This window comes from Pseudarthrobacter sp. BIM B-2242 (assembly GCF_014764445.1).
Lineage (GTDB): Bacteria > Actinomycetota > Actinomycetes > Actinomycetales > Micrococcaceae > Arthrobacter > Arthrobacter luteus_A.
The window spans coordinates 3,145,241-3,172,130 of the sequence record NZ_CP061721.1 but is presented as its reverse complement, the minus strand read 5'-3'; the positions used below and the strand labels follow the sequence as shown (position 1 = coordinate 3,172,130).

The 26,890-nt window shown below is 66.5% G+C and carries 23 protein-coding genes; 15 read left to right on the top strand and 8 right to left on the bottom strand.

Annotated features, from left to right (window positions below; all coding sequences use genetic code 11):
- Positions 1-37 precede the first annotated feature (37 nt).
- Genes IDT60_RS14590 through IDT60_RS14575 form a run of 4 tightly spaced genes read left to right on the top strand, consistent with a single transcriptional unit; the run spans position 38 to position 4,883 of the window.
- Positions 38-1,783, top strand: a complete 1,746-nt coding sequence (locus IDT60_RS14590) for a nitrite/sulfite reductase (RefSeq protein WP_191079569.1) — start codon at positions 38-40, stop codon at positions 1,781-1,783.
- Positions 1,783-2,511 (top strand): phosphoadenylyl-sulfate reductase, encoded by a 729-nt coding sequence (locus tag IDT60_RS14585; RefSeq protein ID WP_191079568.1) that lies wholly within the window; start codon positions 1,783-1,785, stop codon positions 2,509-2,511. The genes IDT60_RS14590 and IDT60_RS14585 overlap by 1 nt, the downstream gene beginning before the upstream one ends.
- Complete coding sequence (gene cysD, locus IDT60_RS14580; RefSeq protein WP_164205638.1) at positions 2,508-3,455, top strand: sulfate adenylyltransferase subunit CysD; 948 nt, start codon at positions 2,508-2,510, stop codon at positions 3,453-3,455. The genes IDT60_RS14585 and cysD overlap by 4 nt, the downstream gene beginning before the upstream one ends.
- Entirely contained in the window at positions 3,456-4,883 is a 1,428-nt protein-coding gene (locus tag IDT60_RS14575) for a sulfate adenylyltransferase subunit 1 (protein WP_164205641.1), read from the top strand. It abuts the gene before it with no gap.
- A 110-nt stretch (positions 4,884-4,993) separates the two neighbouring features.
- Here IDT60_RS14575 and IDT60_RS14570 read toward each other — a convergent pair whose 3' ends face one another.
- Positions 4,994-6,235 (bottom strand): NAD(P)/FAD-dependent oxidoreductase, encoded by a 1,242-nt coding sequence (locus IDT60_RS14570; RefSeq protein ID WP_191079567.1) that lies wholly within the window; start codon positions 6,233-6,235, stop codon positions 4,994-4,996.
- Between the two features lie 107 nt (positions 6,236-6,342).
- Between IDT60_RS14570 and IDT60_RS14565 the strand changes: the two genes are divergently transcribed.
- The 7 genes from IDT60_RS14565 to IDT60_RS14535 all read left to right on the top strand — a co-directional run bounded on the left by IDT60_RS14565 (position 6,343) and on the right by IDT60_RS14535 (position 14,236).
- Positions 6,343-7,509, top strand: a complete 1,167-nt coding sequence (locus IDT60_RS14565) for an RtcB family protein (RefSeq protein ID WP_191079566.1) — start codon at positions 6,343-6,345, stop codon at positions 7,507-7,509.
- A gap of 133 nt (positions 7,510-7,642) precedes the next feature.
- Entirely contained in the window at positions 7,643-8,782 is a 1,140-nt protein-coding gene (locus IDT60_RS14560; RefSeq protein ID WP_191081961.1) for an ABC transporter substrate-binding protein, read from the top strand.
- 41 nt (positions 8,783-8,823) lie between these two features.
- Positions 8,824-9,549 carry an ABC transporter ATP-binding protein gene (locus IDT60_RS14555; protein ID WP_164205647.1) on the top strand — a complete coding sequence of 242 codons (726 nt, stop codon included), beginning with the start codon at positions 8,824-8,826 and terminating at the stop codon, positions 9,547-9,549.
- Positions 9,539-10,504 (top strand): ABC transporter permease, encoded by a 966-nt coding sequence (locus IDT60_RS14550; RefSeq protein ID WP_191079565.1) that lies wholly within the window; start codon positions 9,539-9,541, stop codon positions 10,502-10,504. The genes IDT60_RS14555 and IDT60_RS14550 overlap by 11 nt, the downstream gene beginning before the upstream one ends.
- Positions 10,505-10,731: 227 nt before the next feature.
- Positions 10,732-11,220 (top strand): SRPBCC family protein, encoded by a 489-nt coding sequence (locus IDT60_RS14545; RefSeq protein ID WP_191079564.1) that lies wholly within the window; start codon positions 10,732-10,734, stop codon positions 11,218-11,220.
- Between the two features lie 154 nt (positions 11,221-11,374).
- Positions 11,375-12,670 (top strand): uroporphyrinogen-III C-methyltransferase, encoded by a 1,296-nt coding sequence (gene cobA / locus IDT60_RS14540; protein ID WP_191079563.1) that lies wholly within the window; start codon positions 11,375-11,377, stop codon positions 12,668-12,670.
- A gap of 99 nt (positions 12,671-12,769) precedes the next feature.
- On the top strand, positions 12,770-14,236 hold the full coding sequence (locus IDT60_RS14535) for an FAD-dependent oxidoreductase (RefSeq protein WP_191079562.1): 1,467 nt from the start codon (positions 12,770-12,772) through the stop codon (positions 14,234-14,236).
- A gap of 49 nt (positions 14,237-14,285) precedes the next feature.
- Here the strand turns inward: IDT60_RS14535 and IDT60_RS14530 are convergent, their stop codons facing one another.
- Genes IDT60_RS14530 through IDT60_RS14520 form a run of 3 tightly spaced genes read right to left on the bottom strand, consistent with a single transcriptional unit; the run spans position 14,286 to position 15,902 of the window.
- Positions 14,286-14,726: an SRPBCC family protein gene (locus tag IDT60_RS14530; protein ID WP_191079561.1), complete on the bottom strand. Its 441-nt coding sequence runs from the start codon at positions 14,724-14,726 to the stop codon at positions 14,286-14,288.
- Between the two features lie 57 nt (positions 14,727-14,783).
- Positions 14,784-15,611 carry a DUF1206 domain-containing protein gene (locus IDT60_RS14525; protein ID WP_191079560.1) on the bottom strand — a complete coding sequence of 276 codons (828 nt, stop codon included), beginning with the start codon at positions 15,609-15,611 and terminating at the stop codon, positions 14,784-14,786.
- A gap of 3 nt (positions 15,612-15,614) precedes the next feature.
- Positions 15,615-15,902, bottom strand: a complete 288-nt coding sequence (locus IDT60_RS14520; RefSeq protein ID WP_164205663.1) for a hypothetical protein — start codon at positions 15,900-15,902, stop codon at positions 15,615-15,617.
- 149 nt (positions 15,903-16,051) lie between these two features.
- Here IDT60_RS14520 and IDT60_RS14515 point away from each other — a divergent pair, with 149 nt between their 5' ends.
- Positions 16,052-16,588, top strand: coding sequence for a hypothetical protein (locus IDT60_RS14515; RefSeq protein ID WP_191079559.1), 537 nt, complete (start codon positions 16,052-16,054; stop codon positions 16,586-16,588).
- 125 nt (positions 16,589-16,713) lie between these two features.
- On the opposite strand, the gene IDT60_RS14510 is transcribed toward IDT60_RS14515, so the two are convergent.
- The 3 genes from IDT60_RS14510 to IDT60_RS14500 all read right to left on the bottom strand — a co-directional run bounded on the left by IDT60_RS14510 (position 16,714) and on the right by IDT60_RS14500 (position 19,987).
- Positions 16,714-17,940, bottom strand: coding sequence for an AI-2E family transporter (locus tag IDT60_RS14510; protein WP_191079558.1), 1,227 nt, complete (start codon positions 17,938-17,940; stop codon positions 16,714-16,716).
- A 136-nt stretch (positions 17,941-18,076) separates the two neighbouring features.
- Positions 18,077-18,757: a FadR/GntR family transcriptional regulator gene (locus tag IDT60_RS14505; protein WP_191079557.1), complete on the bottom strand. Its 681-nt coding sequence runs from the start codon at positions 18,755-18,757 to the stop codon at positions 18,077-18,079.
- A 6-nt stretch (positions 18,758-18,763) separates the two neighbouring features.
- On the bottom strand, positions 18,764-19,987 hold the full coding sequence (locus IDT60_RS14500) for an MFS transporter (protein WP_191079556.1): 1,224 nt from the start codon (positions 19,985-19,987) through the stop codon (positions 18,764-18,766).
- A gap of 131 nt (positions 19,988-20,118) precedes the next feature.
- Between IDT60_RS14500 and IDT60_RS14495 the strand changes: the two genes are divergently transcribed.
- Positions 20,119-21,732 (top strand): CYTH and CHAD domain-containing protein, encoded by a 1,614-nt coding sequence (locus tag IDT60_RS14495; RefSeq protein ID WP_191079555.1) that lies wholly within the window; start codon positions 20,119-20,121, stop codon positions 21,730-21,732.
- A 64-nt stretch (positions 21,733-21,796) separates the two neighbouring features.
- Here the strand turns inward: IDT60_RS14495 and IDT60_RS14490 are convergent, their stop codons facing one another.
- Positions 21,797-23,233, bottom strand: a complete 1,437-nt coding sequence (locus tag IDT60_RS14490) for a PucR family transcriptional regulator (RefSeq protein WP_164205673.1) — start codon at positions 23,231-23,233, stop codon at positions 21,797-21,799.
- Between the two features lie 153 nt (positions 23,234-23,386).
- On the opposite strand from IDT60_RS14490, the gene IDT60_RS14485 reads away from it, so the two are divergent.
- Together IDT60_RS14485 and gabT are read left to right on the top strand one after the other, a co-directional pair.
- A complete protein-coding gene (locus IDT60_RS14485) occupies positions 23,387-24,817 on the top strand; it encodes an aminobutyraldehyde dehydrogenase (RefSeq protein WP_191079554.1) in 1,431 nt (476 codons plus the stop codon).
- Between the two features lie 50 nt (positions 24,818-24,867).
- Complete coding sequence (gabT, locus tag IDT60_RS14480; protein ID WP_191079553.1) at positions 24,868-26,250, top strand: 4-aminobutyrate--2-oxoglutarate transaminase; 1,383 nt, start codon at positions 24,868-24,870, stop codon at positions 26,248-26,250.
- Positions 26,251-26,890 lie beyond the last annotated feature (640 nt).

Sequence of the window (26,890 nt, the reverse complement as noted above, 5' to 3'; positions counted from 1 at the left end):
CTTTGTGACGCAATTCGGGGACACCTACAGTCGATGCATGACTGATACAGCTCTAGCCGGAGCGTCCGCGGACTCCGCAGCCGCCAAGCGCCCCGCGCGCACCAACCGCCCCGCCGCAAAGCCGCACGGGCAGTGGAAAGTGGACGGCAAAACTCCGCTGAACGCCAACGAAACCTGGAAGCAGGAAGACGACGGCCTCAACGTCCGCGAGCGTATCGAGACCATTTACTCCAAAGAGGGCTTCGATTCCATCCCCGGCCAGGACCTGCACGGCCGGTTCCGCTGGTGGGGCCTGTACACGCAGCGCAAGCCCGGGATTGACGGCGGCAAGACCGCAACGCTCGAGCCGCACGAGCTCGAAGACAAGTACTTCATGCTCCGCGTACGGATCGACGGCGGTGCGCTCACCACCGAGCAGCTGCGCGTCATCGGCCAGATTTCCGTGGACTTCGCCCGGGATTCCGCCGACCTCACCGACCGCCAGAACATCCAGCTGCACTGGATCCGCGTGGAAGACATCCCCGAGATCTGGACCCGCCTGGAAGGTGTTGGCCTGTCCACCACCGAGGCCTGCGGCGACGTTCCCCGCGTCATCCTGGGTTCGCCCGTGGCCGGCATCGCCAAGGACGAGATCATCGACCCCACGCCACTGATTGCGGAGCTGGGGGAGCGGTTCATCGGCAACCCGCTGCTGTCCAACCTGCCGCGCAAGTACAAGACCGCCATCACCGGCCACCCCAGCCAGGACGTGGTCCACGAGATCAACGACTTCGCCCTCGTCGGCGTCGAGCACCCCGAACTCGGCATCGGCTACGACCTCTGGGCCGGCGGCGCGCTCTCCACCAACCCGATGCTGGGCAAGCGCCTCGGTGCCTTTGTGCGCCCCGAAGAAGCAGCCGAAGTCTGGCTCGGCGTTACCAGCATCTTCCGCGACTACGGTTACCGCCGCATGCGCACCAAGGCCCGCCTGAAGTTCCTGATGGCCGACTGGGGTCCGGAGAAGTTCCGCCAGATCCTTGAGGACGAATACCTCGGCTACAAGCTGGCCGACGGTCCCGCAGCCCCCAAGCCCACCACCCCCGGCGATCACATCGGCGTGCACGAGCAGAAGGACGGCAAGTTCTTTATCGGCGCCACCCCGCTGGCCGGCCGGCTCTCCGGCGCGGCGCTGGTGAAGCTGGCGGACACCCTCGAGGCCCGCGGCTCCTACCGCCTGCGCACTACCCCGCACCAGAAGCTTGTGGTCCTGGACGTCGAGAAAGACCAGGTTGAACCGCTGGTCGCCGAACTGGACGCGCTGGGACTCTCCGCCCGTCCGTCTGTGTTCCGCCGCGGCACCATCGCCTGCACCGGCATCGAATACTGCAAGCTGGCCATCGTGGAAACGAAGGTCACCGCCGCCACCGCCGTCGCCGACCTGGAGCGCCGCCTTGCTGACCTGGCGGAGTCGGGTGAACTGCCGCACGCACTGTCCCTCCACATCAACGGCTGCCCCAACTCCTGCGCCCGCATCCAGACCGCAGACATCGGCCTCAAGGGCATGATGCTGCCAACGCCCGACGGCGATCCCTCCCCGGGTTTCCAGGTCCATCTCGGCGGCGGGCTGGCTTCGTCGGAGCGCGAGGAGGCCGGCCTGGGACGCACCGTCCGCGGCCTCAAGGTCTACGTTGAGGACCTCCCGGACTATGTGGAGCGCGTGGTCCGCACCTTCGTTGCCCAGCGCGCCGAAGGCCAGACCTTCGCCGAGTGGGCCCACGCAGCAGAAGAGGAGGCCCTCCAGTAATGGCAAAACATCTCGCACCCGCACCTGCCAAGCGTCCCGTGGAAGAACTCAAGGCCATCGCCGAAGCCGGCGCCGCCGAGCTCGGCTGGGACACCCCGGCCCGCGACGTGATCGCCTGGGTGGAGCGCAACTTCGACCTGCCCGCCGTCGCCGTCGCCTGCTCCATGGCCGACGCCGTCCTCCCGGCGCTGGTCGCTGACCAGATGCCCGGCGTCGACGTCCTGTTCCTGGAGACCGGCTACCACTTCAAGGAAACCTACGCCACGCGTGACGAGGTGGCAGCGAACCTCCGCGTCAACGTGGTGGACGTCCTCCCGGAGAACACCGTGGAACAGCAGGACCGGCTCCTCGGCAAGGACCTCTTTGCCCGCGACGCCGCCCAGTGCTGCGCCCTGCGCAAGGTGGCCCCGCTCCAGCGCACCCTCGCCGGCTACGAACTGTGGTTCACCGGCGTACGCCGCGACGAGGCCCCCACCCGGACCAACACCCCGCTGGTCTCCTGGGATGAAAAGAACGGCCTGGTCAAGGTCAACCCGGTAGCTGCATGGACGTTCGACCAGCTGGTCCAGTACTCCGATGACAACCTCCTGCCCGTCAACCCGCTGCTTTCCCAGGGTTACCCCTCCATTGGCTGCCAGCCCTGCACCCGCAAGGTGGCGCCCGGCGACGACCCCCGCGCCGGCCGCTGGGCAGGCTCCGACAAGACAGAATGCGGACTACACGAATGAGTACTTTCCTAACTGAGGAGACCACCCAGGTGACTGAAGCCGCTGTATCCACGCGCCTCTCCAGCCTGGACGCCCTCGAGTCAGAAGCGATCCACATCATCCGCGAAGTCGTGGCCGAGTTTGAGAAGCCCGCGCTGCTGTTCTCCGGCGGCAAGGACTCCGTGGTGATGCTGCACCTGGCCACCAAGGCGTTCTGGCCGGGCAAGGTGCCCTTCCCCGTCCTGCACGTTGACACGGGGCACAACTTCCCCGAGGTCATCGACTTCCGCGACCGGACGGTGGAGCGGCTGGGACTCAAGCTCGTCGTCGGAAGCGTCCAGGAATTCATTGACCGCGGCGAACTTGCCGAACGCGCTGACGGCACCCGCAACCCGCTGCAGACCGTTCCGCTGCTGGACGCCATCCAGCAGAACAAGTTCGACGCCGTGTTCGGCGGCGGCCGCCGTGACGAGGACAAGGCCCGCGCCAAGGAGCGTATTCTCAGCCTCCGCGACGAGTTCGGCCAGTGGGACCCGCGCAACCAGCGTCCCGAGCTGTGGAACCTGTACAACGGCCGCCACACCGTGGGCCAGCACGTCCGCGCGTTCCCCATCAGCAACTGGACCGAGCTGGACATCTGGCGCTACATCGAGCGCGAGAACATCGAGCTGCCGGGCCTGTACTACGCCCACGACCGCGAGGTCTTTGCCCGCGACGGCATGTGGCGCGCGGTGGGCGAGGTATCCCAGCCCCTGCCGCACGAGGAAGTCATTACCAAGACGGTCCGCTACCGCACTGTGGGGGACATGTCCTGCACCGGTGCCGTTGAGTCGGCCGCAGCCACCGTGAGCGACGTTGTGATCGAAGTTGCCGCCTCCACCATCACCGAACGTGGTGCCACCCGTGCAGATGACCGCATCTCCGAGGCAGCCATGGAAGACCGCAAGAAGGATGGTTACTTCTAAATGAGCACCGACACTTCGCTCCTGGCCGCCGAGCTGGAAACAGCCCTGCCCACCACGCTGTTCCGCTTCGCCACCGCCGGATCGGTCGACGACGGGAAGTCCACTTTGGTGGGCCGCCTCCTGCACGATTCCAAGGCGATCCTCGCTGACACTCTCGACGCCGTCGCCCGCACCTCGGCCGACCGCGGCTTTGGCGGCTCGGCAGGCGGCATCGACCTGGCCCTCCTGACCGACGGCCTGCGTGCCGAGCGCGAGCAGGGCATCACCATCGACGTCGCGTACCGCTACTTCGCCACGGACCGCCGCAGCTTCATCCTGGCCGACTGCCCCGGGCACGTTCAGTACACCAAAAACACGGTGACCGGCGCGTCCACGGCGGATGCCGTCGTCGTACTCATTGACGCCCGCAAGGGTGTGCTGGAGCAGACCCGCCGGCACCTGTCCGTGCTGCAGCTGCTGCGCGTGGCGCATGTGATTGTGGCCGTCAACAAGATTGACCTGGTGGACTTCAGCGAGTCCGTGTTCCGCGAGATCCAGGCCGACGTGCAGCAGGTGGCCCGTGAACTGGGCATCGGCTCCGCCGAGCTGGGCAGCGCCGACCACATCGATGACCTGCTGGTCATCCCGGTGTCCGCCCTCGACGGCGACAACGTGGTGGACCGCTCCGAACGCACCCCCTGGTACGACGGCCCGGCCCTGCTGGAGGTCCTCGAAACCCTGCCCGCCGCCGACGAGATCGACACGCAGCTGGAGAGCTTCCGCTTCCCCGTGCAGCTGGTCATCCGGCCGCAGGGTGCGCTGGCTCCCGACGCCGTGGCCGCCGGCCTGGACGTTGAGGCCTACCGCGACTACCGTGCCTACGCCGGCCAGATCACCGAGGGGTCCGTGAAGGTGGGTGATTCCGTGTCCGTGCTGACGCCCGGCCAGGATGCACGCACGACGACGGTGCTTGGCATCGATTTCGCCGGCGAGTCCCTGCAGGAAGCGTTCGCCCCGCAGTCCGTGGCAATCCGGCTGGCAGACGAGTTCGATGTCGCCCGCGGTGACACCATCGCAGCAGCCGGCACCGTCCGCGAGTCCTCCGCCGACCTGTATGCGGCCCTGTGCTGGCTGTCGCCGAAGCCGCTGCGGGAGGGCGCCAAGGTGCTGGTCAAGCACGGCACCCGCACCGTCCAGGCTTTGGTCCGCAGCGTCAGCGGCAAGCTGGACCTGGCCACTTTCAAGCTTGAGGGTGCGTCCAGCCTGGAGCTCAACGACATCGGCCATGCGCAGCTCCGGCTCGCCGCGCCGCTGCCGCTCGAGAACTACCTGCACCACCGCCGCACCGGCGCGTTCCTGGTGATCGACCCTCAGGACGGCAACACGCTGGCCGCGGGCCTGGTCAAGGACCACCCGGGAGACCACGAGGACGAGCGCTACTCCATCTGAGCCGTTCGAACTGCCGCTCAGCTCGAGCTGCCCTGCCCCGCATGACCGTTGCTGCCCAGCACCGGTTGTGCGGGGCAGAGCCGTTCGTGGGCGAGTATTGGCGGCCGCCGTTACTCCGGCCGGCCCACCACAACCTGTGCGGGACTGTGGATGATGTAGCCGTTCAGCCAGGAAAACAGGGCACGGAGCTTCTGCTGGAATCCGGACAGCAGGGCCAAGTGCACCAGGAGCCAGGACATAAAGGCCAGCGGCCCCTGTAGCTGGATCCGCTGCCGGCCGATCTCAGCCACTGCTGCGCCCCGGCCGATCATCGCCATGTAACCCTTGTCGAGGTACTTGAACGGCAGCCGGGTCCCGCCGGTGAGGTCGGCCTGGATGTTGCGCGCCGCCCACTTGCCCGCCTGCTGCGCCACGGAGCCCAGCTGCGGGAGCGCGGCGCCAGTGGAATCGGTCATGTTGGCGGCGTCGCCGAGGACATACACACCCTCGACGTCCGGCGCGGTCAGGTCCGGGCGGACATCGATGCGGCCTCCCCGGCCCTGCTTCAGGCCGGAGTCCGCTATGATCCCGCCGGCCTTCAGGCCACCGGCCCACACCACCACCCGGGTCGGGATGACCGTCCCGTCAGCGAGCGTTACGCCGTCGTCCCTGACCTCCGTCACGCCGACGCCGAGGTGGAGCTGGACGCCGATCTTCGTCAGCCGTTTCCGGGTGTACTCCTGCGACTTCTCCGAAAAAGCGTTGAGGACAGTCGGGATCATGTCCACAAGATGGACGCGGCAACGGGCCGCGAGCTCCGGCGAGAAGTATTTTGGCACCACGAACTTCACGTTCTCCGCCATGGCGCCTGCGGTTTCCACGCCCGTTGGCCCGCCGCCGACCACGACGACGTCCACGGAGCCGCCCGGCTCCCGGTCGGCCTCATCCAGCAGGTGGGTCAGTTTTGCGCCCAGCCGGGTTGCGTCGGTGACCGAATACAGCGGATAGGCATGTTCCTCCGCGCCCGGGGTGTTGAAGAAGTTCGGGACGGCGCCCGGCGCGATGACCAGGATCTGTGCCCGGTGGGTTTCGCCGTCGGCCGTGGTCACGGTCCGGTTGGCCGCATCGACCGAGGCCACGTCCGCGGTGAGCACCCGCACTTTCCCCATGCGCCTGAAAATGGAGCGAAGCGGCCGGGCAATAGCGGACACCCCGATCTGGGAGGTCGCCACCTGGTAGAGGAGCGGCTGGAACTGGTGGTAGTTGTTGGCGTCGATGAGGAGCACGGGGATGCCCTTGCGGCCGAGCTCCTTGGCCACAGTTTTCCCGGCGAACCCGGCCCCCACCACGATGACCTGGTATGTGTCTTCCATCCGAGCAACCTACTCCACCTGGCGCCGGTGCAACAGGGCTTGGGGATCTTCCCGGTCTCTTGCCTCCCGGCTGGCGGTCCACCATCATCAACAGTGGGAGGCGCAGCGTGGAAACCATCACCCCAAAGCTCATCAACTGGGCCTCGATCCTGGACGAGAAGACCCGCGCGCAGGCCATCGCCACGTCAACGCTGCCGTTCATCTATCCGCACCTGGCCCTGATGCCGGATGCCCACCTGGGCAAGGGCGCCACGGTGGGCTCGGTGATTCCCACGCTGCACGCCATCATTCCGGCCGCCGTGGGGGTGGACATCGGCTGCGGCATGATCGCCGTGCGGACCCAGTACTCCGTGACAGACCTTCCCAAGGACCGGAAGCGGCTGCGCGAGGACATCGAACGCGTCATCCCGCTGTCCGCCGGCCACAACAACCGCACGGTCAAGGCCACGGCCGAGCCCCGCCTCGCCGAGCTTCGGAAGCTGGCAGCCAAAGCCGGCTTCAACCCCGCGCAGTACCTGGCGAAGTGGGAGCTGCAGCTGGGCTCCCTGGGCTCGGGCAACCACTTCATCGAGGTCTCCGCCGACGAAACGGACGCCGTCTGGCTGTTCCTGCACTCCGGTTCGCGCGGTGTTGGCAACAAGATCGCCCAGCATCACATCGGCGTCGCACAGCAGGTCAACCGGAAGCGCGGCACCAGGCTGCCGGACCCGGACCTCGCCTACCTTGAGGAAGGCACCTCCGAGTTCACCCGCTACATCGCGGAGCTGCGGTGGGCCCAGCACTTCGCCCTGCTCAACCGCGAGGAAATGATGGACCGCGTCACCACCCAGTTCAGCCACTGGGTGGGCGGGCCGGTCACGGAACGCGAGCGGATCAACTGCCACCACAACTTCACCCGGCAGGAAACCCACTACGGGAAGTCCGTGTGGGTATCGCGGAAAGGGGCCATCAAAGCCGAGCACGGCGATCCGGGACTGATTCCCGGGTCCATGGGAACGGCGTCGTACGTGGTGGAAGGCCTCGGCAACCCGGTGTCGCTCAATTCCTCACCGCACGGCGCCGGCCGTGAGTATTCCAGAACGGCGGCACGCAAGGCGTTCACGCTGTCGGAGCTGAAGACGGCCATGCAGGGGATCGAGTTCCGGCCCACCGAGGCGTTCATCGACGAGATTCCGGCCGCGTACAAACCGATCGACCAGGTCATGCACGACGCCTCGGACCTCGTCAAGGTCCGGCACAAACTGCGTCAGCTCATCAACGTCAAAGGGGATTGAACCGGCCGTATTGTGGTTCCGGCCCGGTGCGGAATGTGACGCCGCGTGAACGCGCGTGACCCCCCGTTTCTGCTTCATTGAATGGGTTTATGCCACTCCCTATGGTGAAACAATGACAAGTTCCAAGCCCGGGATGACCCGCATCGTGGCAGGCGAAAGCGCAGTTCCTAAGCGCAAGCGTGCCATCGAGGCGGCCCTGGCCATCGGGCTCGTTGTGCTGATCGCTCTCGGCGCCGTGGTGGCATCCAATATTTCGCGGGACGCGTCCGCCCAAGCCTCCGCACCGGCTCCTACGCTCGCCGATGAACTCAAGCTGGGCTACTTCGGAAACCTCACCCACGCGCCCGCCCTGGTGGGTGTGAAGCAGGGGATCCTCGCCCGGAATTTAGGCACCACCACGCTCAGCACCGAAACGTTTAACGCCGGGCCTGCCGCGATCGAGGCCCTGAACGCCGGCGCCATCGACGCCGCCTACATCGGTCCGAACCCTGCCATCAACTCCTTCGTGAAGAGCCGCGGTGAGTCGGTCAGCGTCATTGCCGGTGCGGCCGCGGGCGGCGCGCAGCTGGTGGTCAAGCCGGAGATCACCTCCGCGACCGACCTCCGCGGCAAAACCCTGGCGTCCCCGCAGCTTGGCGGCACGCAGGACGTGGCCTTGCGCGCGTGGCTGTCTTCGCAGGGATACAAAACCAACGTGGACGGCAGCGGCGACGTCGCCATCAACCCCACCGACAACGCGCAGACCCTGAAGCTGTTCCAGGACGGAAAGCTCGACGGCGCGTGGTTGCCTGAGCCGTGGGCGTCCCGCCTGGTGCTGACCGCCGGAGCAAAGGTGCTGGTGGATGAAAAGGACCTCTGGGACGGTTCCCTTTCCGGCAAGGCAGGCGAATTCCCCACCACCATCCTGATTGTGAACAAGAAGTTCGCCGCCGAACACCCGGACACCGTGAAGGCCCTCCTCCGCGGCCACGCCGAAGCCGTGGCCTGGCTGAACAGCGCACCCGCTGCTGAGAAGGCGGACGTCATCAACTCCGCCCTGCTGGAATCAGCCGGTGCGGCTCTTTCCGCCGATGTCCTCGACCGGTCCCTGCAGAACGTCATTTTCACCGTGGATCCGCTCGCCGGAACGTACCCCAAACTGCTCCAGGACGGGGCGGACGCCGGCACCACCAAGGAAGCCGACATCACCGGCCTGTTTGACCTTCGCGCCCTGAACGAAGTCATCGGCACGTCAGGCCAGCCCATCTCCGCCGCGGACCTCGGCCAGGACTGACCGCGCCGCCACCGCACCACCACCAACCTAAGGACGGGACCATGCCAGTCGTACTGGAACAGCTGGGCAAGCGCTTCGGCGACGGCGCCCCGGTGCTGGAGGATGTCAACGCCACCATCGGCTCGGGCGAGTTCGTCGCCCTCCTCGGTGCGTCCGGCTGCGGCAAATCCACCCTCCTGAACATCATGGCGGGACTGGAGGCCCCGACGTCGGGCGCCCTCGAAGTACCCAGCGACGGAGCAGCGTTTATGTTCCAGGACGCCGCCCTGTTCCCGTGGCTGACCGCGCGGGAGAACATCGAGCTGGCCCTGAAGCTGCGCGGTGTGGGGAAAGCTGAGCGCCGCATCAAGGCCGACGAACTCCTGGACCTGGTACACCTCGGCGAGGCAGGGGACAAGCGCCCGCACGAGCTTTCCGGCGGCATGCGCCAGCGCGTGGCACTGGCCCGGGCACTGTCGCAGGACAGGCAGCTGCTGCTGATGGACGAGCCGTTCGCCGCCCTTGACGCCATCACCCGCGACCTCCTCCACGACGAGCTGGAACGCATCTGGAAGGAAACCGGGCGCACCATCGTTTTCGTCACGCACAACGTCCGCGAGGCCGTGCGCCTGGGCCAGCGGGTGCTGCTGCTGTCCTCCCGCCCCGGCCGGGTGGTCCGGGAATGGGCCGTCACCGAGGAACACCGAACCGACGCCGGCCTCGCCGGACAGCTGACCGGGGTCATCACCGCCCGGCTGCGGGAGGAGATTCGCCGCCATGCCAAATAACTCAGTATCTGATCCGGTGGTTAAGCCTGTCGAAACCAAACCGGTGGCTGAACCGGAAACCCGTCATATTCACGCCGCGCTGACCCGCACTTCCACCGGGCACGAGGACCTGCGCGAGCTTGAGGCCGGGCTGGATTCGTTGCAGTCCGACGCCGCCCGCAAGCACCGGATCGACTGGAGCCGGGTCCTCCTGCCGGTGGCCGCCCTGGTGATCCTGGTTCTGGTCTGGCAGTTCTACGTCTCCCTTGGTGTGAAGCGCCGCGACCTGGTCCCCGGCCCGCTCGACGTGCTCGGCCAGCTCGGGGTGCTCTGGGGCGATGCGAAACTGCAGGAAGCCGTCTGGACGTCGCTGCAGCGAGGCATTGTCGGCTTCCTGATTTCGGTTGCCATCGCCACTCCGGTGGGGCTGCTGCTGGCTCAGGTTGCGCCGCTGCGCCGTGCCTTTGGACCCCTGATTTCGGGTCTGCAGGTCCTGCCGTCCGTCGCATGGGTTCCTGCCGCGATCATCTGGTTCGGACTGACCGACGCCACCGTCTACTTCGTAGTGTTTATGGGTGCGATCCCGTCCATCATCAACGGCCTCATCTCGGGCGTGGACCAGATCCCGCCGCAGTACCGCCGCGTGGGCACGGTCCTGGGCGCGAACCGGCTGCAGATGGCCATCCAGATCATCCTGCCCGCGGCCCTCCCCGGCTACCTCGGGGGCCTCAAGCAGGGCTGGGCCTTCTCCTGGCGGTCCCTTATGGCGGCGGAAATCATCGCGGTGGGCGGCACCATCGGGTTCGGCCTGGGCTCGCTGCTTGACCAGGGCCGCGTCCTGTCCGACATGACCATCGTGATGGCTGCCATCCTGCTGATCCTTGGGGTCGGCATCCTGATCGAGCTGCTGGTGTTCGCCCCGATCGAGAAGCGCCTCCTCCGCAGCCGCGGCCTCCTCGCCGGCAGCACCCGCTAGGTTTCCCTCCAACGCGGGGTCAGGTTTTGCCCAATAAACGATGGTTATTGGGCAAAACCTGACCCCGCGTTGGCCTTTGCCGGGCACATGGCAACCACTTTGCGTAATTCTTGGCCTCGCCTTGTAGCCACAACCCCGAGAATCCGGGGAACCCAGAGGCGCTTGCCCGCAATAGTTACGCATTTGCGCTGCCCGCCGGCGAGCAGGGACTCTGGCAGACTGGCGCCATGACCGTCAGCTTTGTGTGCCGCACCGAGTCCGCGCTCCCGCGTGAACGCCTGTTCGATCTCGCCCGGAGTGTTGATGTCCACCTCGAGTCCCAGCAGCGGGCCGGGGAGCGCGCGGTCGCCGGCGTCACGACAGGCCTCATCGGTCAAGGCCAAGAGGTGACCTGGCAGGCCCGGCATTTCGGCGTGCCCCTGCGGATGACCAGCCGCATTACGGCGCTCAACTTCCCAGCGAGCTTCACGGATGAGCAGGTGAGAGGGCCGTTAAAGGCCTTCCGCCACGTCCACGAGTTCGAAGCCACTGCCGCCGGCTGCATCATGACGGACCGCGTGGAGTTCACTGCGCCGTTCGGTCCGGCAGGCCGCCTCGTAGAAAGGCTCATCCTCCGCCGCTATCTGCAGCGCCTCATCGAAGACCGCGGACGGTTCCTCGCCGCTGCGCCACTGGATGCCAGCTCCCTGCCTCCCACCGACGCGGGGTCAGATTAGGCTCAATATCCATCGTCTGATGTGACCCCTCGGTGGTTCTGGGGCGCTGTGGGAGCACGACGGTGGCGCGGTCTATGTGACGCAGGATTACCTAGCGTTACCGGGTGTTTCCGTACCGTTGTTGGCCAGTGTGACGCGGCCCTACCGTTGATTCATGGCAATTCAGGATATATACCCCACCGCGCTGCGGCTGCTCGGCCGCCCGGTGCTGGTGGTTGGCGGCGGTCCGGTGGCTGCCCGCCGCGCCAAGGGCCTGCTCGACGCCGGTGCCCGGGTTACCGTCGTGGCTCCCGTTGCCTGCCCCGCACTTTTAGAACTGGCCGACGCCGGGCTCCTCACTTGGGAGCCGCGCCCGTACCGCCCGGAGGACGTCGACGGCGTCTGGTTCGTCCAGACTGCGACCGGCGATTCCGCCGTGGACACCCGCGTTTCACAAGACGCCGAAGCGCAGCGGATCTGGTGCGTTAACGCCTCTGATCACGAAGCATCAGCCGCCTGGACTCCCGCCGTCGCCGTGGTTGATGACGTGCAGATCGCCGTCAACGCCGGGGGAGACCCCCGCCGCGCCATGGCCCTGCGCAACGCCGTCGCCACCGCACTCGAGACCGGCGACCTCCCGCTGCGCCGCCAGCGCGCCCACCGTGGAAGTGTCGCCCTCGTGGGCGGCGGACCCGGCGACACCGGCCTCATCACCGTCCGCGGCCGCCGGCTCCTCGGCCAGGCCGACGTCGTGGTTGCAGACCGCCTCGGCCCCCGCGAACTGCTCAACGAACTCGCCCCGGACGTCCGCGTCATCGAAGTGGGCAAGACCCCCGGCCACCACCCCGTGCCGCAGGCAGAGATCAACCGCATCCTCGTCGACGAAGCGTTGCAGGGGCACCGCGTTGTCCGGCTCAAGGGCGGGGACCCGTATGTCCTCGGCCGCGGCGGCGAGGAAGCCGAATACTGCCGGCAGCACGGCGTCGAGGTCGAAGTGGTCTCCGGCGTCACGTCCGCGATCTCCGTCCCGGCCGCCGCAGGCATCCCCGTCACGCACCGCGGCCTGGCCAAGGGATTCAGCGTGGTGACCGGCCACGAGGAACTGTCTGAGGTTCCTGCCCGCCCGGACCACACGATCGTTCTGTTGATGGGCGTTGCCGCGCTGCGCGATTCCGCGTCCGCCCTGGGCAAAGCCGGTCTGCCCCGGGACACGCCGGTTGGTATTGTTGAAAACGGCTATTTGCCGAATCAGCGCGTGACCATCGGCACGCTCGGTTCCATCGCTGACCAGGCGGAAGCCACCGGCGTCGCGAATCCCGCCGTGATTGTGATCGGCGACGTTGTCCGCGTCAGCCCGTTCGCGCCGTCGCACTTCAAGACCGCCGATTACAGCACCACCACCCCGAACAAGCCCCGTACCACCCCCAGTCCCCGCACAAACCAAAGCACCACCCGCGTCCTCACCACCTAGCCACCAACCCAACTAGGTAGCGCTATCTGTCGTTATGAGCCCTCAAAACGACAGATAGTGCTACCTAGTTGGGATGGAACGAAGAAAAGGAACACAGCCGTGTCATCAAGCACCTCCGTAGGATCTGCCGAGCGTCCGCTGCGCGTTGCCGTTGTGGGCTCCGGCCCGGCCGGCGTCTACGCCGCGGACATCCTCACCAAGAGCGAAGCCGTCAAGAGCGGTGAGCTGACCGTGAGCATCGACCTCTTTGACCGCTACCCGGCACCCTACGGCCTGATCCGCTACGGCGTGGCACCGGACCACCCGCGCATCAAGGGCATCGTAAACGCCCTGCACAAGGTCCTGGACCGCGGCGACATCCGCTTCTTCGGCAACGTGGACTACGGCACGGACATCTCCATCGAGGACCTTCGCACCCATTACGACGCCGTCATCTTCGCCACCGGCGCCATCAAGGACGCGGACCTGAACATCCCGGGCATCGAGTTGGACGGCTCCTACGGCGGCGCGGACTTCGTCTCCTGGTACGACGGCCACCCGGACGTCTCCCGCGAATGGCCGCTGGACGCGAAGGAAATCGCTGTGATCGGCAACGGCAACGTGGCCCTGGACGTGGCCCGTGTCCTCTCCAAGCACGCCGACGACCTGCTGGTCTCCGAAATCCCGGACAACGTCTACGCCGGCCTGAAGAACTCACCCGTCACAGACGTCCACGTCTTCGGCCGCCGCGGCCCCGCGCAGGTGAAGTTCACGCCGCTGGAGCTTCGCGAGCTGTCCCACTCCAAGGACGTGGACATCATCCTCTACGCCGAGGACTTCGAGTTCGATGAGGAATCGGACCGCCAGATCCAGAGCAACAACCAGACCAAGACCATGGTGGGCACCCTCACCAACTGGATCGCCGAACAGCCCGAGGACCTCTCCGAGCTCACCGCCTCCCGCCGCCTGCACCTGCACTTCCTGCACAGCCCGGTGGAGATCTACGACGACGCCGAGACGCCGGGCAAGGTTGCCGGGATGAAGTTCGAGCGCACCGAGCTGGACGGCACGGGCAACGCCCGCGGCACCGGCGAGTTCGTGGACTACCCTGTGCAGGCCGTGTACCGCGCCATCGGCTACTTCGGTTCGGCGCTGCCGGAGATCGAATTCGACCACAAGAAGGGCGTCGTACCGAACGACGGCGGCCGCGTCCTGGATGCCGCCGGCACCCACGTGCCGGGCATCTACGCCACCGGCTGGATCAAGCGCGGCCCCGTCGGCCTCATCGGCCACACCAAGGGCGACGCGCTCGAGACCGTCACGTACTTGCTCGAAGACCGCGAAAACCTGCCGGTTGCCGCCGTTCCCGCGGAGGACGCCGTCGTCGAACTCCTTGATGCCCGCGGCGTGAAGTTCACCAGCTGGGAAGGCTGGCTGGCCCTGGACGCCCACGAACTGGCGCTGGGCGCCGCGGCCACCGAGGCCGGCGGATCCCACGGTGTTGAGGTCAAGCGTGAGCGCATCAAGGTGGTGCCGCGCGAGGACATGGTTGCCATCTCCCGCGACGGCGTCACCGCCGCGGTCTAGGACATAGTTAGGAGCGCCGGACCACCTTGGTGGTCCCGCGCTCCTGCCTTTAACTCCCGGCGCCGCCAGCGGCCATCAGCTCCAGCCGCTTGAGCGTTTCCTTGTTGCGCACGTCGATCAGGGGGTCGCGCACCGCCTTGGGAACCAGCTTGCCGGGTCCCCGGATGGCGTCCTCGGCAATGGTGACCCGGCATTGTGTGCCCATATCCTCCAGGGTGATCAGCACCTTGGCTTCGCCCAGCGGCCAGCCGCGTGCCACCAGTTCCAGTGAGCGTCCGGGCTCGACGGCGGTCACCCGGGAGCTGTCGTCGATCACCAGCGGCCAGGCGCCCACGGAGTGGTGGAGCCGGGAGCCGGCTTCGGGCCAGTGCGCATCAACCGCGCGGATCCGGGAGGCCCCCACCACCCAGCCCGAGTACAGCCATCCGTTGGCGATCACCTTCCAGACATCCTCGGCCGGGGAATTGAATACGCGGGAAACGGTGGACATTGTGCGTTCCTTCCATTGGGTAAAGCATCTCGCTCACAGATGGCTCCCGGCGTCGGGCTACATTCGGCCAAACCGGGCACGGACCAGCGCGAACACGCCGTAACAGATGAAGCCGGCGCCGATCGCTACCAAAAGATACGGGCCAAACGGGTGGTCGCGGAGGGCCTTCAGGCTGCCGTCCAGGCCGGTGGATTCTTCGGGGCTGCGCTTCGCAGCAGCGATGACAAAGAGCAGCCCTGCGAGGTTCAACGCGATGCCTTTGGCCGCGTGCCCGGTGACGCCCAGGGAGTCGATGAGCTTGCCGCGGCGGGTCCCGTCGAAATGGAAGAGCTCTTCCTTGAAACCGCGCCGCACTCCCTTCACCACAAAGTAGATCCCCACGCCCATGATGGTCAGGCCCAGGGCTATCAGCACGGGCAGCCCGACAGGCGTGTTCAGGAGGGCGGTGCTGAAATCCCGGGTGGTGTCCCCGGAATCCCCGCGCAGGCCAACGGCGAACCCGGCAAAGCTTAAGCCCACACTGCCGTACGCGATGGCCAGGAACCCGGAGGAGACCAGCTTGCCGAGTTGCTGCTTACGGGGCAGGTGCCGGGCCCGGAGCGTGGCTTCGCTCAGTTGCCATAACGCCAGGCCGGTGCACGCCACCACGCACGTCCAGAGCACTGCAGGCCCCCAGATGTTCGCGGCCATTTGCTCGATGGCGCCGGTGGCTTCAGCCTGTCCCGGCTGCCCGAAGGCGATGGCGATGGCGATGGCACCCACAATGATGTGGAGCAAGGCCATTACGGCAAACCCGGTGCGCGCCACAATGTCCAGCGCCTTGGTATCCGACGCTTCCTCCACGGCGTCTGCCGCCTCGCTGATGCCCGATTCGCCGTCTGCCATGGCCTAGCCGTTCATGGGCCCCTCTGCGTGCAGCTTGCCGGCTCCTGGACCTTCAACATGAATCGTGCAGCGGACCACCAGCTTGCCCGGAGCGTGGTCCAGTTCCACCAGGCTGTCGTTCGCGCTGAGGGAGGTGAAGACTTCAGAGCCTGCCACCACCGTGACACCCCTTGCCTTGGCGGTCTGGCTGGCGTTTTCGAATGCTTCCTTCTCCAGGTTTGAAATATATGAGCCGTCATTTTCGCGGGCTGGGTCCCCGAATGCCCAGCCGAACAAAGTCCCTGTTTCCATGCCGACGATATTACGCGGTATCCAGCCTGCTGAAGGCGGGGTTCCGTAACATTAGTAAGTGTGCTTACGATAGCGTGACTAAGACCTTCGCGGTGGCCAGTAAGAAAACGGCACCAGCGGCATTGGAACCAAACGTGAGGAAACACATCATGGCAGGAAATCTTGTTGCCCGCTCCATTCACGACCTGACGGCCGCGGCCTGGTTCGGCGGTTCGCTGATGGGTGCCATCGGGCTGAACGGGGCGGCGGCCGAGGCAAAAGACCCGGCAGAACGTACCCGGCTCTCGAGTGCGGGCTGGATGAAGTGGGCACCCGTCCAGACGGCAGCCTTCGCTTCACATCTGCTCGCGGACCTCGCCATCGCCTGGGAAAACAAGGAGCGCATCGCTAAGCAGGACGGCGTGGCCCGGGATACGGCCATCAAGACGGCGGTGACGGTGGCCGGCGCCGCCGTGACCCTGTACGCCGGCATCCTCGGCAAGAAGGTGGACAAGCTCGCGGACCAGGGCGGCGAAGGTGCCACCGAGCCCAGGCCGGGCGCGTCCGATGAGCTGAAAGCAGCCCAGCAGCAGTTAAAGCTGCTGCAGTGGGCCATCCCCGCCTTTGCCGGCGCGGTGGTCATCCTCGGTGCGAAGCACGGCGAAATGCAGCGTCCCAAGAATGTGTTCGCAGGGCTCCGCTCCTAGGGTCACAATCCCAAGCAGTTAACGAACGACGGCGGTCCGGCACGTGGTTGCCGGACCGCCGTCGTGCGCTACAACCGAACCGTGGGTCACTTATTGAAGGTCCGCGTCGAAAGTCGGACAAATCCTCAGACGGGCTGGGTGTCAGGTGGCGGGAGGTCGGGGTTCATGTCCTGGAGGTTGGGGTCCTCGGCCGTCCACACCTGGATGACCGCCCAGATGACTGCCGCCAGCGGGACAGCCAGCACGGCGCCCACGATGCCGGCCAGGATGGTGCCGGCGGTCAGCGCCATCAGGATCACCAAAGCGTGGAGCTTCAGGGCATTACCCATGACGATGGGCTGCAGCAGGTCGCCCTCGAGCTGGTTGACGGCGATGACCACGGCCACCACAATCAGTGCAACCACTGGACCGTTGGCCACAAGGGCGACAAGGGCGGCAAGGATGCCGGCCACGGTGGCTCCAACGAGCGGGATGAACGCGGTCATGAAGATGATGATGGCAAGCGGGAATGCCAGCGGCACCTGGAGGATCAGGAGCGCTGCGCCGATGGCCACGGCGTCCACGAGTGCCACGATGGCGGTGCCCCGGACGTAGCCGCCCAGGACCTCCAGGGTGCGCTTGCCGGACCGGCGGAGCTTCGCTTCGCGTTCCCCCGAGAACGGCCGCAGGAAGAAGGTCCAGATCTTGGCGCCGTCCTTGAGGAAAAAGAACAGGATGACCACCATCAGGATGCTCCCGGCCAGGAACTCGGTCACCACGGAGAGCCCGGTGATGGCACCCGAACGGACCTGGCTGCTGGTGGCGAACTGGATGAGGCCTTCCCGCGCCTGGTCCAGCTGCTCCTTCTCGATCGGAACGGGTCCGTTGAGCAGGAACTGCTCCAGTTCGTCCAGGCCGGAGGATGCCTGCTGCGCCAGTTCAGCCCACTGGCTCCGGACGGAGAAGTAAATGACGGTGCCAACTCCTGCCAGCAGGAGCAGAAGGGCCACAAACGCCACCCCCGTGGCTGCGGCGCCAGGCAGCCCGCGCCGGCGCAGCATGTTCACAAACGGACCGATGGCCGCGGCCAGGATCAGCGCGATCAGGATCGGGATGACCAGGAGCTTGATCTGCATCAGGGCGTACACGGAGACGACGGCCACCGTCAGGAGCAGCAGGATCTGGGCCGAGCGGATGCCCACCCTGCCCAGGCCGTCGGCCCAGAGCTCAGCCGGCGCCCTCCGCGGGGCCTTCCGCGGCGCGGCCGCGCTGGTGGAAGCGGCCGGTGAACCTTCTGCCGTCAAAGGTCCGGCTGCAGTGGATGGCCGCTTTGGAAACTGCTCCTGGCCGGATAGATCGGTTGCTTTCGCCATGTGTACTCCTCGATCGGCGGGTAACAGGAGCGTCGGGGCATTCCGGGCTCAGTACCTTTCAGAAAGTAAGCCTACTGACTGGATTGGCCCGCCGCGAAGCCGCCGCGCTACCGGACGCGACCTGGCGTAGGCAGCCCTACGCCCGCAGCCACTCGGCGCAGGAGTTGAGGTTCTGGTTGACGCTGGCCACGGCGGCTTCGGCGTCGTGGGCTTCGATGGCATCCACCACGGCCCCGTGGCCCTCGTGGGTGAGGCCGTCCAGGCGGCCCTTGCGCTGCTGCCTCAGCAGGTCCTGGTGGAAGACGTCGCCGAAACTGACGTAGAGCTCATGCAGCAGCGGGTTCCCGGTTGCCTGGGCCACGCGGGCGTGGAAGGCCCAGTCCGCCCGGGCCCAGCCCTCGATGTCGGCAGCGTTCCAGGCCACCTCCCGGGCGGCGAGGACGGCACGCAGGGCGGCGACGTCGTCGGGCGTTGCATTCCGGGCGGCAAGCCGGGCGGCCTGTGTGTCGAGGCCGAGCCTGACCTCGAGGATGTGTTCATCCGTGTGGTCCTGGTACATCCGGCGGGCGGCGCCGGAAATTTCGCTGGTGGCGCGGACATAGGTGCCGTCACCGCGGCGGACTTCCAGCATCCCGCTGTGGGCCAGGGCCTTGACGGCCTCGCGGAGGGTTCCGCGGGAAACTCCCAGGGCCTGCATTAGTTCAGTCTCGGAGGGGATCCGCTGCTGCAGCTGCCATTCGCCGGTATGGATCATCTGGCGGAGTTTGGCGGTGACTTCTTCGGCGAGGGGCTGGCGGTGTGAGGTGCTCAGGGTCATGTCGTCCTACTTCTTCCGCGTCCCGATGGGACTGCGCGAGATCAGGTGGGCCACTGCAACCTGGACCACTGCAAGCCCCAGAAGCAGTGCTACGGGCAAGGTCCAGCTGCCGGTCATTCCGTACAGGAGCCCCGTGCCGAACGGTCCCGCTGTCGCCAAAAGGTAACCGGTGGACTGCGCCAGCGTGGACAGGGCGGTGGTCTCGGCGGTGCTGGTCCCGCTTCGGCTGATCAGTACCATCACGAGCGGGAAGATGCCCAGGCCGAAGCCAAGCAGGACCGCGGGGATGACGGCCAGGTGCACGGGCATGACCAGGAGCGAAACCAGGCCGGAGACCATAATGATGCTGACCAGATACAGTGCGGGCCGGAGCATCCGGGGCCTTGAGCCGATGGCGAGGATCAGCATGCCTGCCGGTACCGACACCAGCTGCAGCAGCCCGAACAGCAGGCCACTGTCCGCCGCGTTGAGGCCCATGCTGGTCAGCATCGACGGGAACCAGCTGATCAGCGCATAGGCAATCAGTGCCTGCAAGGTGAAAATGGCGGTGAGGAGCAGGCCCTTTCGGGTGCGCAGCAGAGGCCATGGTGAGATGTGCGGCGTCGTGTTAAGGGCGCGGTTGCGGTGCGTATGCAGGACCATGGGCAGGAAGCCCAGGAACGCTGCCACCGCCAGGAAACCGAGCGCACCCACGGCGGAGGAAGGGGAGCCCAGCGCCTGGGACAAGGGAACCACCGTCACGGCGGCCACAGTGGCGCCCGTGGTCATGGTGACGGTATACAGTGCGGTCATCACCGAGGTGCGGTGCGCAAAATGCTCGCGGATGAATGACGGCATGGCGACGTTGCAGACCGCCAGCCCGGACATCCCCACCACCGTGCCCGCCAGCAGCATGCCGGTAGCGGGTATTCCGCGCAGCAGCAACCCGCCGGCCAAAAATGCCAGCGCCAGCAGGATGGCCTTCTCAACTCCCAGGCGTCCGGTCAGCCAGGACGTCCCGGCCCCTGCCACCGCGAAACAGAGGGTGGGGATGGACGGGATGATCGCTGCGACCAGCGGCCCGTAGCCCAGGACCTGCTGCAGATCGTGCAGGAGTGCGGACGCGCCGGAGATACCGGTCCGCAGGTTCAGCCCGATAAGCACCAACGCCACAACGCCGAAGACAACGACCGTACGTTGCTTGGGCGGTACGGCGGGCGGCGCGGGCGGAGCGGTTGCGGCGGCAGTCATCTCTTCAGGTTAGACGTTAGACGTTTGATGTCTAGGGTTGTGTGGCAAAAATCTCCCGGCTGTTCAGCTGGCGGGCATAGACTCGGGCCAGCGGGCCGCTAGGGCTATCGAAGTGGAGGGACGGGATGGTTATGGCTTCCGAGAACGTTGAGGTCGAAAAGAAGTACGACGTCGGCGGGGAGGCGGAGGTGCCCGATCTCGCCGGGCTTCCCGGGGTGGCGCGCGTAGGGGAACCCCGTGTGGATGCGCTGCAGGCGGTGTACTTCGATACGGAGCGCCACGCGCTCGCCGCCCGCGGCATCACCCTTCGCCGCCGCACCGGCGGCGCTGATGCCGGCTGGCACCTGAAGTTGCCGCCGGAGGTTTCACACGAGGCGGAGCCGGCTTCAGCACCTCAGCGGCGCCGTGAGCTGCACGCCCCGCTGGGCCAGCCCGACGTCGTGCCCGACAGCCTGCTGGCTCATGTGCTGGTGTACCTCCGCGGCGATGAACCGGTGCCGGCTGTCCGCTTGGAAACGCGGCGGACCACGTACGCGCTTTACGCCGACGACGGTGTCCACCTGGCGGATCTCGCCGACGACCGCGTCACGGCCCATGTCCTTGGCGGCACGGTGCCGGCCGACGAGGGGGCCCGCACGCAGCAATGGCGGGAATGGGAACTGGAACTTGTCCATGGCAGCCCGGACCTGTTCCCGGCGGCCGGGGAGGTCCTTGCCTCCGCAGGGGCCCGGCCGGCAGGACACGCGTCAAAGCTGGCAAAGGCCCTGCAGGGCAGCGAGGACGCGGCGGCCGGCACCGAAAGCGCCGGCCCCGGAGGCGCCGGCACCGGAGGCCGCCGCCCGGCGCCCGAACCGCCCCGCAAGAAAGGGCCGGTCTCGGATCTGCTCATTGCCTACCTGGATGCGCAGATCAGCGAAATCCTGGCCAATGATCCGGGGGTGCGGCTGGAGCAGCCCGAAACGGTTCATGACCTGCGCTCGGCCACGCGCCGGGCCCGCTCGGCGCTCGCGGCCTACCGGCGGCTGTACAGCGCAGCCACAGTGCGGCGGCTCCGGGACGAGCTCAAGTGGCTCGGCGGGATGCTGGGGGCACCGCGTGACGCCGAAGTGATGCTGGACCGGTTGCGCGGGCAGGCCGCGGAGCTGCCCCCGGGCCCGGCGTCCAAAGCCGCGGCGGACCGGCTGGAAGAGGAACTCGGCAATACTTTGGACACGGCCTACCGGAAGCTCCAAAAGACGCTGCTTTCCGAACGGTATTTCCGGCTCCTGGATGACCTCGAGGCGTTCCGCGACCATCCGCCAACACGGCCGGCCGGGCAGGCCACGGCCCGCAAGGCAGCCGGCAAACTGGTGGGGAAAGCGGCCAAGCGGCTGCAGCGGGCGGCCCGGACAGCCAAGCGGGCCCGCCGCGGAACCCAGCACGAGACCGCCCTTCACCAGGTCCGCAAGGATGCCAAGCGGTTGCGCCACGTCGCGGAGTCCGTGGGCCCCGTGCACGGCAAACGCGCCAGGAAGATCGTCAAGGCCGCGCACCGCCAGCAGAAGATCCTCGGCGATTTTCAGGACAGTGTGGTGGCCCGCGGTGTTCTGGCCAGGCTGGCGGCAGCGCCGGACCTGAACCAAGAGGTGGCGTCGGCCTTCGTCACGCTTGAGACCCGGCAGGTCCAGCTGGCGGCCGAGGCGGAGGCCGCGTACTGGAAGGCGCGCAAGAAGTCCCGCACGGTACTCCAACGCGGGGTCATTTAGCGTCCCTCGGAGGCCCTCTATTAGACGCGGAGTGACCCCGCGTTGCTGTGAGAGCAGGGGTGGATTACTTGCCTTGCCGCGCGCCGAGCCGCGCAACCGCCAGCGCGAGCCACAGCTGAACCCTGTCGGCCGTGACCGCGGGGTCATAGCCGGTCAGTTCAGTGATCTGCGCCAGGCGGTAGCGCACGGTGTTCCGGTGCAGGGTCAGGGCTTCGGCGACGGCGGCCACTGAACCGTTGTTGGTCAGGTAGCTTTCCAGCGTGGTCATCAGTTCGGAGCCGTGGGCCGCATCAAAGGCGCGCAGCGGGCTGAGGGATTCATTGGCCATGTCCGCGAGGGGCACGTCTTCGCTTGCCAGCAGCAGGGACGTCAGGCTGAGGCGTTCCGGCTCGTTCACCGGCAGGCCGTGGCTGGCGGCGTCCCGCGCCTCGAAGTAGCTCCAGCGCAGGCCGTTCGGCTTTGTGTACGCGCCGCCGATGCCGATGGTCGCATGGATCCCCGCCTCCGCAAGGTGATCGCTGAGTTGCCGCGCCAGCGCAGGTGCCGCGCCGCCGTCGTCGTGCACCACCACTACCAGGTCCTGCCCGACGACGGCGGCCACCGCGTCCTCCAGAACCTGCGGTACCGAGGTGCTCACCAGTGCCTTGTGATGGGCGGCGGATACTGCCAGCAGCACCACGTTCCGGCGCGTGCTGTTCAGACCGACACCGGCCAGCCGGCGCTGGGCCTCGCTGGTCTCCAGGGCGCCGTGGATGACGTCCTCCAGGACCTGGCCGCACAAGGCCCGCTGGGCCTGGCGTTGTTTCACCATGTTGTTCAGCTCCACGCTGATCAGGTTCTGGGCATAGCCGATGATGCCGGAATCCTCGAAGGGCTGGCGGACCCACAGGGTGCATGCGTCGCGGCGGCCTGTGGGAATCGGGTAGGACGCCCACGTGTCCGCGGTAGGAAGTTCGATGCTGCTGTTGTACAGCGGGGCGGTGAACTGCGTGAGGGCAATGTCGGTGCGCAGCATGCCGCCGAGGTGCTTCAGGAGCTGGCCCAGACCGCCGCCGGTGAGGAGTGCCCTGGCCAGGATCTGGTGGCCCGCAATCAGCCGCTCCAGCTTGGCGACGTGGTCTGCGGATTGCGCATCGGCCACCAGCTTTCCGATGGCAATAAAGGGCGTCTCGTAAGGTACCCGGACCACCGGAAGCCCCCACCGGTTGGCCTCTGCAACCAGGGCCGGCGGAACATCGTCGTGCGTAAGCCCGGTGCCGAACCCGATCCCCACGGCACCCGCGCGCTGGACCTGCCGGACGAACCTCCGCTGCTCCGGCGCGGACCGCAGGCGTATCCCGGTGGTCAGCACCAGTTCGCCGCCGTTGAGGAAGCGCTGCGGGTCTTCCAGCTCCGTGACGGCCACCCAGTTAATGTCATGGTGCCATGTCGTTTCGGCCAGCCCGGCCTTGGACAGGTGGAGGGACTGAACGCCGAGGAGCATCGCGAGGGAAATGGCCATACTCCTAGGATAGGCAAGGTTGGGCGACCGCACTAAAGAGGTCGAGGAACGGTGTGCAGGTGGCTATTCCCTCGGTGCGGGGGGCAGCATAGGCTCAGAGCAGTCGCCCACCGCACCGACGGTGCTGTTTCCCCCTGAAAGAGGTTGTACATCGTGGTCCAGACCTTGCAAAACTTCATCAACGGTGAGTTTGTCACCCCGGCCGGCACAGGCCTGCTGGACATCGTCAATCCCACCAACGGCGAGGTGGTGGCGAAATCGCCCGTGTCAGTGCAGGCAGATGTTGACGCCGCCATGGCCGCCGCGAAGGATGCCTTCAAGACCTGGAAGCACGCCACCCCCGGCCAGCGCCAGCTGATGCTCCTGAAGCTCGCAGACGCCGTCGAGGCCAACAGCGACGAACTTGTGGAGGCCCAGCACCGCAACACCGGCCAGGTGCGTTCGCTCATCGCCTCCGAGGAAGTTGCCGCCGGCGCCGACCAGCTCCGCTTCTTCGCCGGCGCTGCCCGGATCCTGGAAGGCAAGTCCGCCGGCGAGTACTTTGAGGGCCACACGTCCTACGTGCGCCGCGAACCCATCGGCGTGGTTGCCCAGGTGGCGCCGTGGAACTACCCGTTCCTCATGGCCATCTGGAAGATCGGCCCCGCGCTCGCCGCCGGCAACGCCGTGGTCCTCAAGCCCTCGGACACGACGCCGGAATCAACCTTGGTGCTTGCCCGCCTGGCCGGTGAGATCCTGCCCGCCGGTGTGCTGAACGTTGTGCTGGGAACCGGCGAAACCGGCGCCCTGATGGTGGATCACAAGGTCCCCGGCCTGGTCTCCATCACCGGCTCCGTCCGCGCGGGCATCGCTGTGGCCTCCGGCGCCGCGAAGGGCCTCAAACGGGCCCACCTGGAGCTCGGCGGCAAGGCACCGGCCATCGTGTTCAAGGACGCCGACATCAAGAAGAGCGCCGCGGCCATTGCCGAATTCGCGTTCTTCAACGCCGGCCAGGACTGCACCGCCATCACGCGGGTCCTCGTGGAGGACTCCGTGCACGACGACGTTGTGGCAGCCATGGTGGAGCACACCAAGACCCTGCACACCGGCTCGCAGAACGATGAAGACAACTACTTCGGCCCGCTGAACAACGTGAACCACTTCAATGCCGTGACGTCCGTGGTGGAGCACCTCCCGGACAACTGCAGGATTGTCACCGGCGGCCACCGGGCGGGGGAGAAGGGCTACTTCTTCGAGCCCACCATCGTCACCGGCGCCAAGCAGACAGACGACATCGTCCAGAAGGAAACCTTCGGCCCGGTCATCACGGTGCAGAAGTTCAGCACCGAAGCGGAGGCCCTGGAGCTGGCGAACGACGTCGACTACGCCCTCGCATCCAGCGTCTGGACATCCGACCACGGCACGGCCATGCGGATGAGCCGCGACCTGGACTTCGGCGCGGTCTGGATCAACACGCACATCCTGCTGACGGCCGAAATGCCGCACGGCGGCTTCAAGCAGTCGGGCTACGGCAAGGATTTGTCCATGTACGGCGTGGAGGATTACACACGCATCAAGCACGTTATGTCCGCGCTCGACGCCTAGCCACGTTCCTCCGGCCGCCACCGGCACCTTAACTTAGAGAAAGAACCACCATGACTGCCACCACAAACGACATCACCTTCCGCCTGGAGCAGAAGCGCCGTGTCCAGGCCGACTTCCCGGGCCCTAAGTCCATCGCCCTGACCGAACGCCGCAAGGCCGTGGTCGCCGCCGGCGTCGCCTCAAGCGTCCCCGTGTACGTGGCGGATGCCGACGGCGGGATCATCCACGACGTAGACGGCAACTCGTTCATCGACCTCGGCTCGGGCATCGCGGTGACCAGCGTCGGCGCGTCCGATCCCGCCGTCGTCGGTGCCGTGAAGGAAGCCGTGGAGCACTTCACGCACACCTGCTTTATGGTCACCCCGTATGAGAGTTATGTGGCCCTCGCGGAGCAGCTCAACCGGCTCACTCCCGGCGACCACGAGAAACGGACGGTGCTGTTCAACTCCGGCGCCGAGGCAGTGGAGAACGCCGTCAAGGTGGCCCGACTGGCCACGGGGCGCGACGCCGTCGTCGCCTTTGACCATGCCTACCACGGCCGCACCAACCTCACCATGGCACTTACCGCCAAGGCCATGCCGTACAAGTCAGGCCCGGCAGGCAGCTTCGGCCCGTTCGCCCCGGAGGTCTACCGCCTGCCGATGAGCTACCCGTACCGCGAGGAAAACCCGGAGATCACCGGGGCCGAGGCTGCCCGGCGCGCCATCACCATGATCGAAAAGCAGATCGGCGGGGACCTGGTGGCCGCCATTATCATCGAACCGATCCAGGGAGAGGGCGGCTTCATCGTCCCGGCCGAAGGCTTCCTGCCGGAACTGGCCGCCTGGGCCAAGGACAAGGGCATCGTCTTCATCGCCGATGAGGTCCAGTCCGGATTCTGCCGCACCGGCGAATGGTTCGCCGTTGACCACGAAGGCGTCGTCCCGGACATCATCACCATGGCCAAGGGAATCGCCGGCGGCATGCCGCTGTCCGCCATCACCGGCCGCGCCGACCTGCTCGACGCCGTCCACGCGGGCGGACTGGGCGGCACCTACGGCGGAAACCCGGTGGCGTGCGCCGCCGCCCTCGCGGCCATCGGATCCATGGAGGAATACAACCTCGCCGGCCGGGCCCGCCACATCGAGGAGCTGGCCACGGGCCGCCTGCGCGAGCTGCAGGCACGGCTCGCCGCTTCGGGAAGCGCCGTCATCGGCGATATCCGCGGCCGCGGCGCCATGCTGGCCATCGAGCTGGTCCAGGCCGGCTCCAAGGAGCCGAATCCGGAATTGACCAGGAATGTGGCGGCTGCGTGCCTCAAGGACGGCGTCATCATCCTCACCTGTGGCACTTACGGAAACGTCATCCGGCTCCTGCCGCCGCTGGTTATCACGGATGAGCTGCTGAACGACGGTTTGGACGTCCTGGCTGCGGCCATCAAGGCTAACGCCTGACGGAAGCAGGCTGGCCTGTAGTAAGTGGGCCTGCAATAAACAGCAACAAGAAGCAGCATCCCCCAGCAACGGGGGTGCTGCTTTTTTGTTGTCCGGACATTCCAGCTAGGGGAACTACCTAACGACTTTGCGCCGAAAGGGGCACGGATACCTAATGCACCCGCTCTTCCAGCGGGTAACTCCCTAATGAACTGCAGCCGCGAGGCTCTTTGAGTAAGTACCCCAAAGAAACTATTAGAGTACCGGCTACTCGTGTATGGCCTTAGGGACGACTCGTAGTTTGGACACATCGGTGAGCTATGCAGCGGCTCCTGGAAGGCTTAACTATGCGGAGATTCGTGATGACATTCCTCGAAGCTGTCGACTGCTTTACGGCAATGCCAAGGGCGGTAGACGAGATTGCTTTAGGTCATGTTCCGGTGCCCGCTGTCGGAAGCGGAGACGCCACCCCGCCCATAATTTTTTCGCAACGCGGCAATGGTGCCCTCGCTTGCGGAGGTCCTGCGCAAGATGCATGGACGCAGACACGGCTTAGCCCTGGGACTGGACGTCTCGCCCCACGGCCAATGACAACATCTTGCACGAGACAGGGGAAATGCAATGACTCGACTACTTACGGGAGCCGTGGACTGGACCGGTG

What these genes read in the sequence shown, in the direction of transcription:
- IDT60_RS14570 (WP_191079567.1), bottom strand. Translation starts at nt 6,235, where the DNA reads ATGGAAGACACATACCAGGTCATCGTGGTGGGGGCCGGGTTCGCCGGG.
- cobA (WP_191079563.1), top strand. Translation starts at nt 11,375, where the DNA reads ATGGCAATTCAGGATATATACCCCACCGCGCTGCGGCTGCTCGGCCGC.
- IDT60_RS14560 (WP_191081961.1), top strand. Translation starts at nt 7,643, where the DNA reads ATGACCCGCATCGTGGCAGGCGAAAGCGCAGTTCCTAAGCGCAAGCGT.
- IDT60_RS14545 (WP_191079564.1), top strand. Translation starts at nt 10,732, where the DNA reads ATGACCGTCAGCTTTGTGTGCCGCACCGAGTCCGCGCTCCCGCGTGAA.
- IDT60_RS14525 (WP_191079560.1), bottom strand. Translation starts at nt 15,611, where the DNA reads ATGGCAGACGGCGAATCGGGCATCAGCGAGGCGGCAGACGCCGTGGAG.
- IDT60_RS14590 (WP_191079569.1), top strand. Translation starts at nt 38, where the DNA reads ATGACTGATACAGCTCTAGCCGGAGCGTCCGCGGACTCCGCAGCCGCC.
- IDT60_RS14575 (WP_164205641.1), top strand. Translation starts at nt 3,456, where the DNA reads ATGAGCACCGACACTTCGCTCCTGGCCGCCGAGCTGGAAACAGCCCTG.
- IDT60_RS14510 (WP_191079558.1), bottom strand. Translation starts at nt 17,940, where the DNA reads ATGGCGAAAGCAACCGATCTATCCGGCCAGGAGCAGTTTCCAAAGCGG.
- cysD (WP_164205638.1), top strand. Translation starts at nt 2,508, where the DNA reads ATGAGTACTTTCCTAACTGAGGAGACCACCCAGGTGACTGAAGCCGCT.
- IDT60_RS14555 (WP_164205647.1), top strand. Translation starts at nt 8,824, where the DNA reads ATGCCAGTCGTACTGGAACAGCTGGGCAAGCGCTTCGGCGACGGCGCC.
- IDT60_RS14585 (WP_191079568.1), top strand. Translation starts at nt 1,783, where the DNA reads ATGGCAAAACATCTCGCACCCGCACCTGCCAAGCGTCCCGTGGAAGAA.
- gabT (WP_191079553.1), top strand. Translation starts at nt 24,868, where the DNA reads ATGACTGCCACCACAAACGACATCACCTTCCGCCTGGAGCAGAAGCGC.
- IDT60_RS14515 (WP_191079559.1), top strand. Translation starts at nt 16,052, where the DNA reads ATGGCAGGAAATCTTGTTGCCCGCTCCATTCACGACCTGACGGCCGCG.
- IDT60_RS14495 (WP_191079555.1), top strand. Translation starts at nt 20,119, where the DNA reads ATGGCTTCCGAGAACGTTGAGGTCGAAAAGAAGTACGACGTCGGCGGG.
- IDT60_RS14505 (WP_191079557.1), bottom strand. Translation starts at nt 18,757, where the DNA reads ATGACCCTGAGCACCTCACACCGCCAGCCCCTCGCCGAAGAAGTCACC.
- IDT60_RS14520 (WP_164205663.1), bottom strand. Translation starts at nt 15,902, where the DNA reads ATGGAAACAGGGACTTTGTTCGGCTGGGCATTCGGGGACCCAGCCCGC.
- IDT60_RS14490 (WP_164205673.1), bottom strand. Translation starts at nt 23,233, where the DNA reads ATGGCCATTTCCCTCGCGATGCTCCTCGGCGTTCAGTCCCTCCACCTG.
- IDT60_RS14500 (WP_191079556.1), bottom strand. Translation starts at nt 19,987, where the DNA reads ATGACTGCCGCCGCAACCGCTCCGCCCGCGCCGCCCGCCGTACCGCCC.
- IDT60_RS14550 (WP_191079565.1), top strand. Translation starts at nt 9,539, where the DNA reads ATGCCAAATAACTCAGTATCTGATCCGGTGGTTAAGCCTGTCGAAACC.
- IDT60_RS14530 (WP_191079561.1), bottom strand. Translation starts at nt 14,726, where the DNA reads ATGTCCACCGTTTCCCGCGTATTCAATTCCCCGGCCGAGGATGTCTGG.